This is a genomic window from Chryseobacterium bernardetii, assembly GCF_003815975.1.
Taxonomy (GTDB): Bacteria; Bacteroidota; Bacteroidia; order Flavobacteriales; family Weeksellaceae; genus Chryseobacterium; species Chryseobacterium bernardetii.
On sequence record NZ_CP033932.1, the window covers coordinates 159,343 to 174,282 of the forward strand.

The following is a 14,940-nucleotide window of genomic DNA, read 5'->3' on the forward strand; positions in this document are numbered from 1 at the left end:
TAAATTTGTATATTAAAATAATTTAATGAAATACGTTCTGCTAACACTTATTTCAGCAATGCTGCTGTCGGTCTCTTGGCCTACTTATGGAGTTCCCTTTTTTATCTTTTTTGCCCTCGTTCCTCTTCTGATGATGGAACATGGAATTTCAAAATTTTCAGATTATAAAAGAAAAAACTGGATGATCTTCGGTTTATCATACCTTTGCTTTGTGATCTGGAATATTGTCACTACAGGATGGCTGTATGGCTCTAAAAACCCGGATGGCAGTCATTCTTTAATGGCGGTAGTATTTCCGGTGCTTGTGAATTCACTTTTATACTCTTTGGTTTTCCAATGTTACCATTGGTATAAAAATGCCCAGGGAACCTATTGGGGATTAGGGTTTTTTATTGCCATCTGGATGAGTTTTGAAAAATTCCACTTAGGATGGGAACTTACCTGGCCATGGCTGAACTTAGGAAACGTGTTTTCAGATTATCCGAAACTGGTTCAATGGTATGATACCTTAGGGGCAACTGGCGGAAGCTTCTGGATCCTGTTAATCAACGTTCTTATTTTCTACACCATAAGAACCTGGGAAGCAGGAAGAAAAAGAAAAGACCTGATCAAAAACTCATCTATTATAGCGGCTTTAATCGCTATTCCGATGATTATTTCTGTCATTAAGTATAACAGTTTTAATGAAAAACCATTGGGACAGGTAAATGTACTGATGCTACAGCCCGATCTGGATCCTTATGCTGAAAAATATTCAAAAGACAGCTTAACCATTGAGCAGGATCTCCTGGCTCTGGCTGAAAAAAACTCAACTACAAAAATAGATTATTATATTGCTCCGGAAACAGCTCTGCCTGGCAGAGGCTCCATTTCTGAAACCGGGATTGAAAAAAGTTTACTATTAAACAATGTAAAAGACTTTTTATCTAAACATCCTGGTTCTGTTTTTGCAACAGGAATTTCATCCCACCGTTTATTTTTTAATCCTGCTGCCTTGCCTAAGGAAGCATATGAAATTAATCAGGGAGTTTGGGTAGCAAGCTACAACACAGCTGTTCAGCTTGCACCACAGCAGAAAACCCAGGTCTACCACAAAGGGAAACTCGTTCCCGGTGTTGAGATCTTCCCTTATATGAACGTTTTAAAACCAATTTTAGGAGATGCTATGCTGAATTTAGGAGGAACTGTTGCCTCTTTAGGAACAGATAAAGAAAGAATGGCCTTTTCCAACCCTTACAACAAAGGAAAAATGGCCCCTATTATCTGCTACGAAAGTATTTATGGTGAATTTGTTACAGATTATGTGAAAAAAGGCGCCAACTTCCTTGGTATTATGACCAACGATTCCTGGTGGGGCGTTACTGAAGGACACAAACAGCTTTTATCTTATGCAAGACTAAGAGCCATTGAAACCAGAAGAGAAATTGCCCGTGCTGCCAACAGTGGAATTTCAGCACATATCAACGCTAAAGGAGAAGTGGTAGCAGATACTTTCTATGGAGATCAAACTGCATTATTTTCAAAAATTAATCTTTATGATGGAATGACATTCTACTCCAGAGCCGGAGACCTTCTTTCCAGATTCTCAATGTTCGCTTTAGGATTTTTATTATTCTATTATCTGATTACATGGTTTCAGGCAAAAACAAAGAAAGCATAGTGATTGAATATCAGTAACACTGATTTTGACACTTTTAAAATATCATCTGCGTTATCTGCAACATCTGAGAGATACTGAGCTCTCTGATTAAGCAGATAACGCAGATTTTTTATTTTTGAAACAAGGATTCCAGCATAAATAGCCACATACATAATCTGCGGAAAACTCTTCAAAACAACTTCCATGAAGCTATTACACAACAGAAGATCAAAAAAAGAAGCCAGCTGGACGTCTGGCTTCTCTCAAGATAGAATAATGATTCAGTGATTTACTTAATACTAAGTTTTTTGGTGGTTATTTCGTTTTTTATCTTCAGTTTTAATAAATATATTCCTTTTGGAAGATGGGAAACATCAACCGACTGATCGCTGTTTAAAATTATATCCAGTTTTCTTCCTTCTATTGAATAAATTTCAGCTTCCGAAACTTTCTCTCCTTTAATATATACCTTATCAGAAGCTGGGTTTGGGTAAATCAAAAGTTCTTTTTCATGATTGTCTGTATTTTCTCTTGTTGATAATGATCCTTGTAATGAAGCATTAGAATAAACCTTTGAAGCATCAATTGATCTTACACTCCAGTAAACATTCTGAATAGCCGGATCAAGGTCCAGGAACCATGAAGGTGTAGTTACAATATACCTGGCAATATCCTGCGAATTAGGAGTAGATCCTACTTTAATTTCATAACGTAAAGCATTCACCGGGGTTTTATCATCTGTGGCTCCACTCCAGGTAAAATTGAACCGGCTTCCGTTTTTAGTCAGATTCAAATTAGTGGGCGCTGTAGGTTTTATGTTCTGCTCTGTAGAATTGTTTTTAAAAACTTTTGTTAAAGATGGAATATCCGGACTGGCCCAATCAAACCCTCCCAGTAAAACATCCAGATGATTATCATTATTAAAATCAAACAACTGTATCATTCCAGGACCTCCCAGGCTGTACAATCCTGTTGCTGTTCCTTCATAAAAATTCTGATTGGCAGGGTTATATAAATAAGTTTTCACCACTGCATTATAATTTACATCACCTGAAATGATAAAATCATAATAACCGTCATTATTCAAATCTCCTACACTTAAGGATACATCAGAAATTTCTGATGGAATCTGATTAATCACCAGGTTTCCTGTTCCGTCATTCATCATAACGGCAAGATAAGGATCATCATTAGCATCTTTACCTGCCACTACAATATCCTGAAAGCCATCTGCATTAAAATCTGCAACTTCCAGCTTTCCGGATATTAAAGAATCCAAAGCCTGTGTATGAACCAACGCTCCATTTTTATTGATATATACTCTGGATACCGGATCGCCATTAATATCTGAGCCTATGATAACAAGATCCAAAAGATGATCGTTATTGAGGTCCACTACTTTAAAACTTCCGTTTTGAGTTCCGTCTACCCAGTTTTCGGTCATGTTAAAACCTGATCCTGTGTTTTGAAAAAAATCTACAGTATTTCTAAAACCTCCCCCATGGGCAAACTGGGTTCCATTGATGGCATAATCCTGCCAGCCATCGTGATTAAAATCAAAAACCTCCAATGAACCATATATCTTTCCGGGAAGCTCAACTTCTCTTACAAAACCAACTCCTGTATTTTTGAACCTGTAATGCTTATAGTTCACAATATCCAAATAGCTTAGTCCGGTGGAAATAATATCCATTAAACCATCATTATTAAAATCAATAAATTTAATATCTCCCAGATGGGTTACATCTCCTCCCAGATCGGTATAAGGTTGTAAGGTAGTTCCATTATTCCGGTATACTTCATTATAGGTAGCATCGGGACTGCCATCTCCATCTGAATCTATTGCTCCATTGACTGCAATATCCAATGTACCGTTATTATCCACATCAGCAATATCAGCTGCTGAGAAGTAAAAATTATTCATTCCGGTCTGGATCTCTGTAAAGTTCTGGGCATATAGACCTACAGGCAGCATAGACAAAAAAATATAAACTTTTTTCATAATTCTTATTTAGATTAATTAAAAACAAAGGTAAAATATTAATTCTTCCTTCCTAGAAAAAGCCTGTATGAAATATATCAGCACTGATTTACTGCTATATCCCGGAAATTCGGATATTTTAAAAAATCAATATTTATAATCAGTCACTTATTTACAAATATTTTTCAAAAGATTTGTCTATCTAAAAAATTCTTCGTTATTTTGCACTCTCAAATATTATACAAATAAGAACATCGAGATATGTCAAGAATTTGCCAAATAACAGGAAAGCGTGCAATGGTTGGTAACAACGTTTCTCACGCTAATAACAAAACGAAGCGTCGTTTTGAAATTAACTTATTAGAGAAGAAATTTTACCTTCCAGAGCAAGATAAGCACGTAACACTGAAAGTATCAGCTCATGGATTGAGAGTGATTAACAAGATTGGAATCGAGGAAGCTATTGAAAGAGCTACAAGAAACGGATTGATTAAAAAGAATTAATAGATCATGGCAAAAAAAGGAAACAGAGTTCAAGTAATCCTTGAATGTACAGAGCACAAAGAAAGCGGTATGCCAGGAATGTCTAGATACATTTCTACAAAAAATAAAAAGAACACTACAGAAAGATTGGAATTGAAAAAATACAATCCTGTTCTTAAGAGATCTACCCTTCACAAAGAAATCAAGTAATTTATAAATATAATTTACAATGGCAAAGAAAGTAGTAGCAACCCTACAAACCGGGTCTAAAAAAATGACCAAAGTGGTGAAAATGGTGAAGTCTTCTAAATCAGGAGCTTACGTTTTCGAAGAAAAAGTAATGAATGCTGATGAAGTAGATGGTTTTTTGAAAAAATAATCAATACTTTATTTACAATATAAAAAACTACTCATATTTTGGGTAGTTTTTTTGTTATCTTTGTTCACCAGATTATTAATCAGTGAAATATGAAGAAGATTGTTGTTCTAATATGTACAGTTATTTTCCAATTTTCATTCAGCCAGAAAACAATGGATCCTATAGAATATAAAAGTTCACCAAAAGTTTTCAGTATTCCGGGATTATCACAATCAGTAAGTATTGATTGCGGTACTTCTAGGATGATTTTACTATCTGGTCAGGTTCCCTTGGATCCAAAGGGAAGCCTGGTGGGAAACAATGTGGAGGAACAGACGCATCAGGTATTCAAAAACATTGAAAATATTCTGAGGGAGTATGGAGGTACAGGGAAAGATATCGTCAAGCTGGGAATCTTCATCACAGATATATCAAAGACCCCGGATTTCAGAAAAGTAAGGGATCAGTATATTAACCTTCAGAACCCGCCTGTAAGCAGCCTTATAGAGGTGAACAGGCTTTTCAGGAATGATGTGCTGATAGAAGTGGAAGCCACAGCAGTGATTAAAAACAAAAGATAAGAATAAACTAAAACTATGAGTTGGTTTAAAAATATTTTCAAGAAAGAAGAAAAAGAAACTCTGGACAAAGGGTTGGAAAAATCCAGTCAGGGGTTCTTTGAAAAAATGACGAAGGCCGTAGTCGGTAAAAGTAAAGTAGATGATGAGGTTCTGGATGATCTGGAAGAAGTACTGATTGCATCTGACGTAGGCGCTTCCACTACCATCAAAATCATAGAAAGAATTGAAGAACGTGTGGCCCGCGACAAATATGTTGGGGTAAACGAACTTGATAAAATCCTTCGTGAGGAAATTTCAGGCTTACTGCTTGAAAACCCTCACGCAGGAACAGGAAACATTGATACTTCAAAAAAGCCTTACGTTATTATGGTAGTTGGAGTAAACGGTGTTGGAAAAACAACAACTATTGGAAAACTGGCCCACCAATTCAAATCTGAAGGCAAAAAAGTAGTTCTGGGAGCTGCAGATACCTTCAGGGCAGCTGCAGTTGATCAGCTTACCATATGGAGTGAAAGAGTGGATGTTCCTATTGTAAAACAGGGAATGGGTTCAGATCCTGCTTCTGTAGCTTTTGATACTGTACAGAGTGCTGTAGCTCAAAATGCAGATGTTGTTATTATTGACACTGCAGGAAGACTTCATAACAAAATTAACCTGATGAATGAGCTTTCTAAGATTAAAAGAGTAATGCAAAAGGTAATTCCAGACGCTCCTCATGAAATCTTATTGGTACTTGACGGTTCTACAGGACAAAATGCATTTGAACAGGCGAAACAATTTACAGCAGCAACAGAAGTTAATGCTTTAGCAGTAACAAAGCTGGATGGAACAGCCAAAGGAGGTGTTGTAATCGGTATCTCAGATCAGTTCCAGATTCCGGTGAAATATATAGGTGTAGGTGAAAAAATGCAGGATCTGCAGCTTTTCAATGGTACGGAATTTGTAGACTCATTCTTCAAGAAAAGATGATTTATATCATGTTTTCCCTTATATTAGTAAACAAATCAATTTAAATATTAATCATTAAAAAATTGCAACTATGGGAATTATAACATGGATTTTATTCGGTCTTATTGCAGGTGCAATCGCTAAAATGATCATGCCGGGATCTCAGGGAGGAGGCTGGTTAATCACCATTATCCTTGGAATTTTGGGTGCATTTGTAGGAGGAGCTATAGGTGTTTACGTTCTCCACTGGGGAGATGTTACCTCATTCTGGAATCCGAGAAGCTGGATTCTTGCCATTGGAGGAGCTTTAATTATCCTCTGGATCTACGGAATGGCCACAAGGAAGAGCTAATGTAGTATTAATAAAATAAAATCCCGGATCTGAAATTCAGATCCGGGATTTTTGTGTACAATATAATTTAATTTAGTTAGTTGTTAATTCTGATCTGGTAAGGCATTTCCATTTTAACCTCAGACTGTAACTTTTTGTCTGTAATTTGTTGCAGGATTTCATAATTAGACTTCCCAATTTTATTTTTGATAATTCTTGCAGACACTTCTTCCTCATTAAGGTCTTTAAAGATCTGCTCGAACGGAGTCATTTTCTTTGGATAAGATTCTACATAGTAAGATTTTACACCTGCCTTCTGCGCTGCAAACTTCACGGCATCGTTAAGAGTTCCCAGTTCATCTACCAATCCGATTTCTTTCGCACGAACACCACTCCATACTCTACCGCCACCAACATTATCAATCTGTTCAAATGTTTTCTTTCTATTTTGGGTAACAAAATGTACAAATCTTTTATAAGTTCCTTCTACACTTCTTGTCATCATATTTACTCCATAAGGTGTTACACCATTTAAGCCTGAATAATACATTGAATTAGCATTCGTAGCTACAATATCTGCGCGGATACCATTTTTATTGGCAATATCTTTATAATAAGGCATCACCCCGAATACACCGATAGAACCGGTAAGTGTATTGGGCTCTGAATAAATCTTATCTGCTGCCATTGCTATATAATAACCGCCTGAAGCCGCATAATCACCAAAAGAAACAACTAAAGGCTTTTTCTTTTTCAGTTTCTGCAATTCAAATAAAATTTCATCTGAAGCATTAGCGCTTCCCCCAGGAGAATTGATTCTGAATACAACCGCTTTCACTTTATCATCATCCTGAAGTTTTTTAATGTATTTAACATACTTCTCCGAATGAATATCACTGTATTCGTCTCCATTGTTAATAGATCCTGAAGCATATAATACGGCGACCTTTTCTCCTGACTTGTCTTCATCAGCAAAAGAATTAATATAGTTTGTTAAAGAAACTTTATTCAGTTTTTCTTTATCCTTTACATTTAATTTGGCTTTAAGCATATCATCATATTCAGATTTTTGAATAAGCTTATCTGCCAGTTTATATTTTAATCCCTGCTCTGGAATCATTCCATACAAGCTGTCGACAACTGTTCTGAACTGTGCCGTGTCAATTTTTCTTGAAGCAGCCATTTTATAAGACGCATTTTTCCAAAGGTCATTCAAAAGGGTACTTAACTGCTCTTTATTCTCCGGAGAAATATCATTTCTTAAGAAAGGCTCCACTGCAGATTTAAATTTACCATGGCGGATTACTTCAATTCCGATACCATATTTATCTGCAAAATCTTTAAAGAATGTAACTTCGGTAGAAAGGCCTTTCAATTCTATGCCTCCTGCAGGATGAAGATAATACTGATCTGCTACTGATCCAAGATAATAAGCAGATTGAGAAACGCCATTTCCGTATGCATACACAAATTTTCCGCTTTTCTTGAAATCTTCAATAGCATTTCTAAGATCATCAATTTGGGTAAGCCCCGCATTCATGTCATCCGTCTCAATGCTGATCCCTTTAATATTATCATCGGTTTTAGCTTTATTAATGGCCTCAAGTACATCATACAAAAGGATATGTTTATTCTGGCCACCTAGCCCAAACAGATCCATCTGTTCTTCTGTAGGGCTGTCTATTATGTTAGTCTTTAAATTAATCGTTAGAACGGAATTCTTTTTAACCGCTACAGACTTGTCACTTCCCATAGAACTGAACACAAGCATCATAATAAAAAAGACGAAAAATACAGCGCAAAGTATGATTATTGCTACTATATTTGCCAAAACATTTTTAAAGAAACTTCTCATAAATCAATCAATTTTCCAATATGTCGCAGCAAAAGGTAGTTTTGTTACTAGGAAGTAACCTTGGAGAGCAAAAAAAAAATATAGAGCTTGCTTTACAGAAAATAAGTGAGGCAGGAAATAACATTTCACAAGTGAGCGAATTTTTAATGTCTGATCCTGTAGAATTTGTCAGTTCCAATATTTTTTGTAATATTGCAGCAATAATATTCACGCATCTTTCACCAATTCAGCTCCTTGATTGTATTAAAAACATTGAAGTTGAAATGGGAAGAATTAATGATTCAAAAGTATCAGGTAGTTATACAGACAGGATAATCGATATTGACATCATTAAGTATAATGAATTAAATTTTAAATCAGAAAGATTAGAAATCCCTCATAAAAAACATCTTTTTGAAAGGGATTTTTCGAGAGTGTTATTAAAAGATTTTATTTAAAACATAAAACATATTGTATGAAATTAGGTTTATTATTATTGGCTACAACCTTGCCAATTGCGGCTTTTGCACAAAGCAGCAGTACTACAGTAAACTCTTCTACTGAGTATCCTAATACATTCTCTTCAGGCTCTGCCAATGTACAGCCCTTTGACAACAAAGCAAGACGCTTTAGGGATTGGTCTATTTCAGTAGGTGGAGGAGCGGCATTTATGGTTCACTCTGACCTTAAATCTCTTCGTAAAGATAAAACCAACTGGGGCTACAATGCTTATGTAAGTATTGACAAACAAATCTCCCACACCTTTGGTTTAAGCTTAATGTATACCAGAGGAGAAACAAAGCAAACAGGACAACTTACTGGTGCTGCAGGAGTTGCTGCAGGAGTTGCTACAGCAACAACACAATTTGACCAGTTGGCTTTAATTGGAGATATTAACTTCTCAAATCTATTAAGAAGGGTAGATAACCATTCTCCTTACAGATGGGCTTTCCATGGATATATGGGTATTGGGCTTCAGGCATTCAGAACATCCTTACATGACAATAATGAAAACAGATGGAATGATAATCCGAAAAGGATTCCTTCATTTGTTAGACAGCCTATGGATATCGGTTCTGTATACTATCAGGGAGGTTTAGGACTTAAATATAATGTTTCAAAACTTATTGATGTTGAAGCAAGAACCATGTATATCATCAGTGGTGATGACGAGTTTGACGGTGGTGGTCCAGCTTACACAGCCTATAACATGCTTAATGACAGAAAGTCTGATAATGCATGGACTGTAAGTTTAGGGGTATCATTCAAACTAGGAAAGCACCTTTCTCATCTGGCATGGCATGATCCGCTTCAGGAAGCATACTACAGAGCAAGCGTTTTAGAAAATGCAGCTACAGATCTTGTAGTTTGTGAAAAAGGAGATGCAGACAATGACGGAGTATGTGATGATTGGGACAGACAGCTTGATACTCCTGCAGGAGCAAGAGTAGATGGTGCTGGTGTTGCTTTAGACATGGATCTTGATGGCGTTATCGACCTTTATGATAAATGTGTAACTGTTCCCGGACCTGTTGAAAACAACGGTTGTCCAACCAAATAACATAAAACAGAAACTGTTTTCAAAAAAATCAAAATAAATAATACACGATGAAATTAAGTTTAGCAATCGTTGCGTTAGCATTGGCGATCCCTACAGCCAGCTATGCACAAGATTCATCAGTGGCCACAGATGGAAAGTATCCCAATACTTTTTCTTCCGGTTCTGCTAATGTTTCTCCATTTACCAATCAGTCAAAAAGATTTAATGACTGGTCCATTTCAGTTGGAGCAGGAGTTCCGCTGCTTCAATCAGCGGATTTGACTTCCATTAAAAATGGTAATGGTAAAAATCTTTTCGGATATTCTGCATATGTAAGTATTGATAAAGCGATCACTCATGCATTTGGGATCAATTTACAGTATGACAGAGGTGAAACAAGACAAGGATGGTTCAATACTAAAGATGCTGCCCCTGATGCTACTGCGGTAGGAGCCAGAACTCAGTATGACGCCATCTCCCTTTTAGGAGATATCAACTTCTCTAACCTTTTGAGAAGAGTTGACAATCACTCCCCTTACAGATGGGCTCTTCACGGATATGCAGGTATTGGTACTATTGCTTACAGAGCTTATCAGAAAACCAGCAAAGGGCAAACATTAGCCACTGAAGTTAAACCTTTCCAATTAGGCTCAATGTTCATGCAGGCTGGTGCAGGTCTTAAATTCAAGATAAACAGAAGAATTGATCTTGAAGGTAGATTAATGTATGTAGTTACCGGAGATGATGAGTTTGATGGTGGAGGAAATGCTTACAGTGATATCAACAAACGTTCAGAGCAGGTTTCTGACAACTTCTTTAACGCTACTCTAGGACTTTCTTTCAAATTAGGAAAACACGAATCTCACTTAATGTGGCATGACCCGCTTCAGGAGATCTATTACAAACTTGACGTTCTGGCCAATAAAAACCAAGATATCGAAGTATGTAAAAAAGGTGATGCTGATAATGATGGGGTATGTGACGATTGGGACAGACAGCTTGACACTCCTGCAGGAGCAAGAGTGGATGGTGCCGGTGTTGCTCTTGATACAGATCTTGATGGTGTTATCGACCTTTACGATAAGTGTGTAACTGTTCCCGGACCTGTTGAGAACAACGGTTGTCCTGTAAAAAAAGACAATAATCAAACTGCGGTAGAAGTAGAAAAGACCCTTAAGGATATCTACTTCAACTTTAACAAAGCTACTATCAGACCAGAATCTAACAGTAAATTAGATCTAGCAGCTTCAATTATCAAAGAAAACGGAGGAAATTATTTACTAACAGGTCATACTGATATCAAAGGGAACGCAGCTTACAATTTAAGATTATCTAAAGAAAGAGCTGCTGCTGTAGTAGGTGCTCTGGAAAGTAGAGGTGTAAGTGAAAGCGTACTGAAATCAAGAGGTGTAGGTTCTGCAGAAGCTACGATTCCAGCTTCAGCTTCAGATGCTGAAAGACTGGCAGACAGAAAAGTTACGGTAAGATTTGTAGAAAGCTCAGAATGGAATTCTATCAAAAAGAAAGACTATGAAGATGCTCCTGTAAAAAAACCGGTGAAAAAAGCTCCGGCTAAGAAAAAGAAAAAATAAATTCTTATACCATACATAAACCGAAAAGAATTGGTCTTTTCGGTTTATTTTTTTTTTACTACGATTTTTTTTACATACCTTTATATCATTTTCCGGGCAATACGTGGAGAATCATCAGGATATACCCACTATTGTTTTGAAAAAAAATAATACAAAATCACTTTTTAACGTAAAAAAATCATTTAAAATAACTTAACTAAAAAAATAACACTATGAAATTAAGTTTAGCAATTGCTGCATTAGCATTGGCGATTCCTACAGCCAGCTATGCACAAGACTCAACGGCAGTTTCAAAAGGAGAGTATCCCAATACGTTCTCGTCTGGGTCTGCCAACGTTTCCCCATTTACCAATCAATCCAAAAGATTTAATGATTGGGCTATTTCAGCGGGGGTTGGAGTTCCACTCCTTCAATCAGCAGATTTAACGTCCATTAAAAATGGTAATGGTAAGAACCTTTTCGGATATTCCGCTTATGTAAGTATTGATAAAGCGATCACTCATGCATTTGGGATCAATTTACAGTATGACAGAGGTGAAACAAGACAAGGATGGTTCAATACTAAAGATGCTGCCCCTGATGCTACTGCGGTAGGAGCCAGAACTCAGTATGACGCCATCTCCCTTTTAGGAGATATCAACTTCTCTAACCTTTTGAGAAGAGTTGATAACCATTCCCCTTACAGATGGGCTCTTCACGGATATGCAGGTATTGGTACTATTGCCTACAGAGCATACCAAAAAGACATCAACGGCCAAAGGCTGATGACTGAAGTTAAGCCATTCAAATTAGGTTCAATGTTCATGCAGGCTGGTGCAGGTCTTAAATTCAAGATAAACAGAAGAATTGATCTTGAAGGTAGATTAATGTATGTAGTTACCGGAGATGATGAGTTTGATGGCGGAGGAAATGCTTACAGTGATATCAACAAACGTTCAGAGCAGGTTTCTGATAACTTCTTTAACGCTACTCTAGGGCTTTCCGTAAAATTAGGAAAACACGAATCTCACTTAATGTGGCATGACCCGCTTCAGGAGATCTATTACAAACTTGACGTTCTGGCCAATAAAAACCAGGATATCGAAGTATGTAAAAAAGGGGATGCTGATAATGATGGGGTATGTGACGATTGGGACAGACAGCTTGACACTCCTGCAGGAGCAAGAGTGGATGGTGCCGGTGTTGCTCTTGATACAGATCTTGATGGTGTTATCGACCTTTACGATAAGTGTGTAACTGTTCCCGGACCTGTTGAGAACAACGGTTGTCCTACTACCACTACAGGACCGGTAGTAGAAACGGAGACTAAATTAGAAGGAATTGAATTTGACTTAAATTCTGACAGAATTTTACCTTCCAACACTCCTATCCTGAATAACGCTGTAAACTACATCAATTCTTCAAACGGATCTTATAATGTTGTAGGTGCTACCGACACAAGAGGTACAGATGCTTACAACCAAAAATTATCTGAGAGAAGAGCGAACAATGTTAAGAACTACTTAATCAAAAACGGAGTTCAGTCTGGTAAATTAAACGCTGTAGGGAAAGGTGAAAAAGACCTTAAATATCCTGAGTGCGAACCAGCAACGAAGTGCCCTGAGTGGAAAAACAGAGCCAACAGAAGAGTATACTTCGAAGCTAAATAATAAACTTATTAATTTATTATATAAAAGTCACGCATTGCGTGGCTTTTTTTGTCCTAATACTTTCCTTATTTTTACATCATGATTTCTCCGCAGGATTTTCAAAAGTTAAAGTATGATACTCTTAAGTATTTCTGGGGCTATACCGGCTTCAGGGATTCTCAGGAAGAAATTATCAATGCTGTCATCAGTGAAAAAGATACGCTGGTACTATTGCCTACTGGTGCCGGAAAATCATTGTGCTATCAGCTTCCTGCTTTATTGAAGGAAGGAACCTGTCTGGTCATCTCCCCATTACTTGCTTTAATGAAAGATCAGGTGAACCAGCTTAAATTCCGTGGTATAGAAGCAGAATATCTTTCTTCCGAATTGGATGAATATGATGCTGAAGCTATTTACAACCGCTGTAAAGAAGGCCTTACCAAGCTGCTTTACGTATCTCCTGAAAGATTAACCAATATTCAGTTTCTTCAGAACATAGAAGAAATTGAACTCTCATTTATTGCCGTTGATGAAGCACACTGTATTTCTGAATGGGGACAGGATTTCCGTCCAAGCTATCAGAATATTAAAGGTTTCAGAAGCAATAATCCTGAAATCCCGTGCCTGGCATTAACTGCTACAGCAACCCCAAAAGTTCTGGCAGAGATCAAAAATAAGCTTGAACTGAGAAATCCGGTTGTTTTTCAAAAAAGTTTTAAAAGAGACAATATTAAAATCTTTACAGAGGAAGTCTCAGATAAATTCCAGCGTGTTCTGGATATTTTAAAATATAATACAGATTCAGGGATTGTATATGTAAGAACAAGGAAAGAAGCTGAACTTCTTTCTGAATTCTTAAAGAAAAATCATCTGAAAAATATAGATTATTTCCATGCCGGTTTAACTGCAAAGGAAAAAAATGCAAGGCAAAATACATGGAACAATAGTGATAACCAGGTGCTAATTTCCACTAATGCCTTTGGAATGGGGATTGACAAGGATAATGTACGCTTTGTTATCCATTACTCTCCTGCTGCCTCGCTTGAAAATTATTATCAGGAAATTGGAAGAGCCGGAAGAGATGGTAAAGAAAGTTTTGCATTTATGCTTTGGAACAAACAGGAACTTTTGAACTTCGATCAAATCCTTAAGAACCAGATTCCCAACAAGGCAGAGTTTTTAAAGATCATAAGCTACCTCTACTCTATTTTTCAGGTAGCAGAATTTGAATTACCTGAAAGAACCTTCCAGCTGAATACAATCGGAATACAGAATTTCACAAGGTTATCCAAAGCTAAGATCAATAATGTGCTTAACTTCCTTCATAACCAGGAAATCATTTATTATAATGACAATAAAAGCCTGTCGTCTCTGGAGCTTTTTATTAAACCTGATGAAATAGATCAACTGCCACAAAAAGATGCTTATTTCGTTGAGCTTCTCCTCCGTACCATGTCCGGAATTACAACATATAAAGTAATGTTCAGTGAGCAGCAGATCAGTCATAAAATGGAAATCAGCGTTCCTTTAATTAAAGAACGTTTAAAAGAGCTTCAGCAGAAGAATTATCTTGAATACATAGACGGAGCATTATCAAGCATCAAATTCCTGAAACCACGTGATGAAAGAGCTGTTAATAATGCTTACTGGAAGCTCTTTGAGCATATTCAGCGAAATAAGATTCAGAAATGGGAGGAAATGAAATTTTATGTTGAGGATAAGGATTATTGTAAAATGAAACTCATTCTGGCTTATTTCGGAGAAAAAAACTCAAAAAACTGTGGCCAGTGCTCTGTATGTGAAAAGAATAAACAATCTATTTTCGGAAAAAACATTTCCCAACAGATCATCAATGTATTGGCGAAAAAATCAGCAACCATTGAAGAGCTGTCTGTGCAGCTAAATTATCATTCCAGAGAAAGTATTCTGGAAAACTTAATTTTCCTGTTGGACTCCGGAAAGGTAAAAATGTTGAATTTCAGAACGTATGCCCTTAATCATGGGTAATGGGTAATAATAAACATA

The 14,940-nt window shown here is 36.9% G+C and carries 14 protein-coding genes; 12 read left to right on the plus strand and 2 right to left on the minus strand.

Features of this window, described 5'->3' with window-relative positions; all coding sequences use genetic code 11:
• Nucleotides 1-25 precede the first annotated feature (25 nt).
• Complete coding sequence (lnt, locus tag EG339_RS00765) at nt 26-1,660, plus strand: apolipoprotein N-acyltransferase (RefSeq protein WP_123868435.1); 1,635 nt, start codon at nt 26-28, stop codon at nt 1,658-1,660.
• A 268-nt stretch (nt 1,661-1,928) separates the two neighbouring features.
• On the opposite strand, the gene EG339_RS00770 is transcribed toward lnt, so the two are convergent.
• Nucleotides 1,929-3,641, minus strand: a complete 1,713-nt coding sequence (locus tag EG339_RS00770; RefSeq protein ID WP_228459681.1) for a T9SS type A sorting domain-containing protein — start codon at nt 3,639-3,641, stop codon at nt 1,929-1,931.
• A gap of 240 nt (nt 3,642-3,881) precedes the next feature.
• Between EG339_RS00770 and rpmB the strand changes: the two genes are divergently transcribed.
• The 6 genes from rpmB (at nt 3,882) to EG339_RS00800 (ending at nt 6,342) form a co-directional block, all read left to right on the plus strand.
• Nucleotides 3,882-4,124: a 50S ribosomal protein L28 gene (gene rpmB / locus EG339_RS00775; protein WP_002976757.1), complete on the plus strand. Its 243-nt coding sequence runs from the start codon at nt 3,882-3,884 to the stop codon at nt 4,122-4,124.
• A 6-nt stretch (nt 4,125-4,130) separates the two neighbouring features.
• Nucleotides 4,131-4,313, plus strand: a complete 183-nt coding sequence (gene rpmG / locus EG339_RS00780) for a 50S ribosomal protein L33 (protein ID WP_027373683.1) — start codon at nt 4,131-4,133, stop codon at nt 4,311-4,313.
• A 19-nt stretch (nt 4,314-4,332) separates the two neighbouring features.
• Nucleotides 4,333-4,482 (plus strand): DUF4295 family protein, encoded by a 150-nt coding sequence (locus EG339_RS00785; protein WP_065395045.1) that lies wholly within the window; start codon nt 4,333-4,335, stop codon nt 4,480-4,482.
• An 89-nt stretch (nt 4,483-4,571) separates the two neighbouring features.
• Nucleotides 4,572-5,042 carry a RidA family protein gene (locus EG339_RS00790; RefSeq protein ID WP_123868436.1) on the plus strand — a complete coding sequence of 157 codons (471 nt, stop codon included), beginning with the start codon at nt 4,572-4,574 and terminating at the stop codon, nt 5,040-5,042.
• Between the two features lie 15 nt (nt 5,043-5,057).
• Nucleotides 5,058-6,011 carry a signal recognition particle-docking protein FtsY gene (gene ftsY, locus EG339_RS00795; RefSeq protein ID WP_002976753.1) on the plus strand — a complete coding sequence of 318 codons (954 nt, stop codon included), beginning with the start codon at nt 5,058-5,060 and terminating at the stop codon, nt 6,009-6,011.
• Nucleotides 6,012-6,081: 70 nt separating this feature from the next.
• Nucleotides 6,082-6,342: a GlsB/YeaQ/YmgE family stress response membrane protein gene (locus EG339_RS00800; RefSeq protein ID WP_066692052.1), complete on the plus strand. Its 261-nt coding sequence runs from the start codon at nt 6,082-6,084 to the stop codon at nt 6,340-6,342.
• Nucleotides 6,343-6,418: 76 nt separating this feature from the next.
• On the opposite strand, the gene sppA is transcribed toward EG339_RS00800, so the two are convergent.
• Entirely contained in the window at nt 6,419-8,176 is a 1,758-nt protein-coding gene (gene sppA / locus EG339_RS00805; protein ID WP_123868437.1) for a signal peptide peptidase SppA, read from the minus strand.
• Nucleotides 8,177-8,196: 20 nt separating this feature from the next.
• Here sppA and folK point away from each other — a divergent pair, with 20 nt between their 5' ends.
• From folK to EG339_RS00830, 5 genes are all read left to right on the plus strand, one after another.
• Nucleotides 8,197-8,613: a 2-amino-4-hydroxy-6-hydroxymethyldihydropteridine diphosphokinase gene (gene folK, locus EG339_RS00810; RefSeq protein ID WP_123868438.1), complete on the plus strand. Its 417-nt coding sequence runs from the start codon at nt 8,197-8,199 to the stop codon at nt 8,611-8,613.
• Nucleotides 8,614-8,630: 17 nt separating this feature from the next.
• Complete coding sequence (locus EG339_RS00815) at nt 8,631-9,716, plus strand: OmpA family protein (RefSeq protein WP_123868439.1); 1,086 nt, start codon at nt 8,631-8,633, stop codon at nt 9,714-9,716.
• Between the two features lie 47 nt (nt 9,717-9,763).
• Nucleotides 9,764-11,287, plus strand: a complete 1,524-nt coding sequence (locus EG339_RS00820) for an OmpA family protein (RefSeq protein WP_123868440.1) — start codon at nt 9,764-9,766, stop codon at nt 11,285-11,287.
• A gap of 212 nt (nt 11,288-11,499) precedes the next feature.
• Nucleotides 11,500-12,936, plus strand: coding sequence for an OmpA family protein (locus EG339_RS00825; RefSeq protein WP_123868441.1), 1,437 nt, complete (start codon nt 11,500-11,502; stop codon nt 12,934-12,936).
• 78 nt (nt 12,937-13,014) lie between these two features.
• Nucleotides 13,015-14,922 (plus strand): RecQ family ATP-dependent DNA helicase, encoded by a 1,908-nt coding sequence (locus EG339_RS00830; protein ID WP_123868442.1) that lies wholly within the window; start codon nt 13,015-13,017, stop codon nt 14,920-14,922.
• Nucleotides 14,923-14,940: the final 18 nt, after the last annotated feature.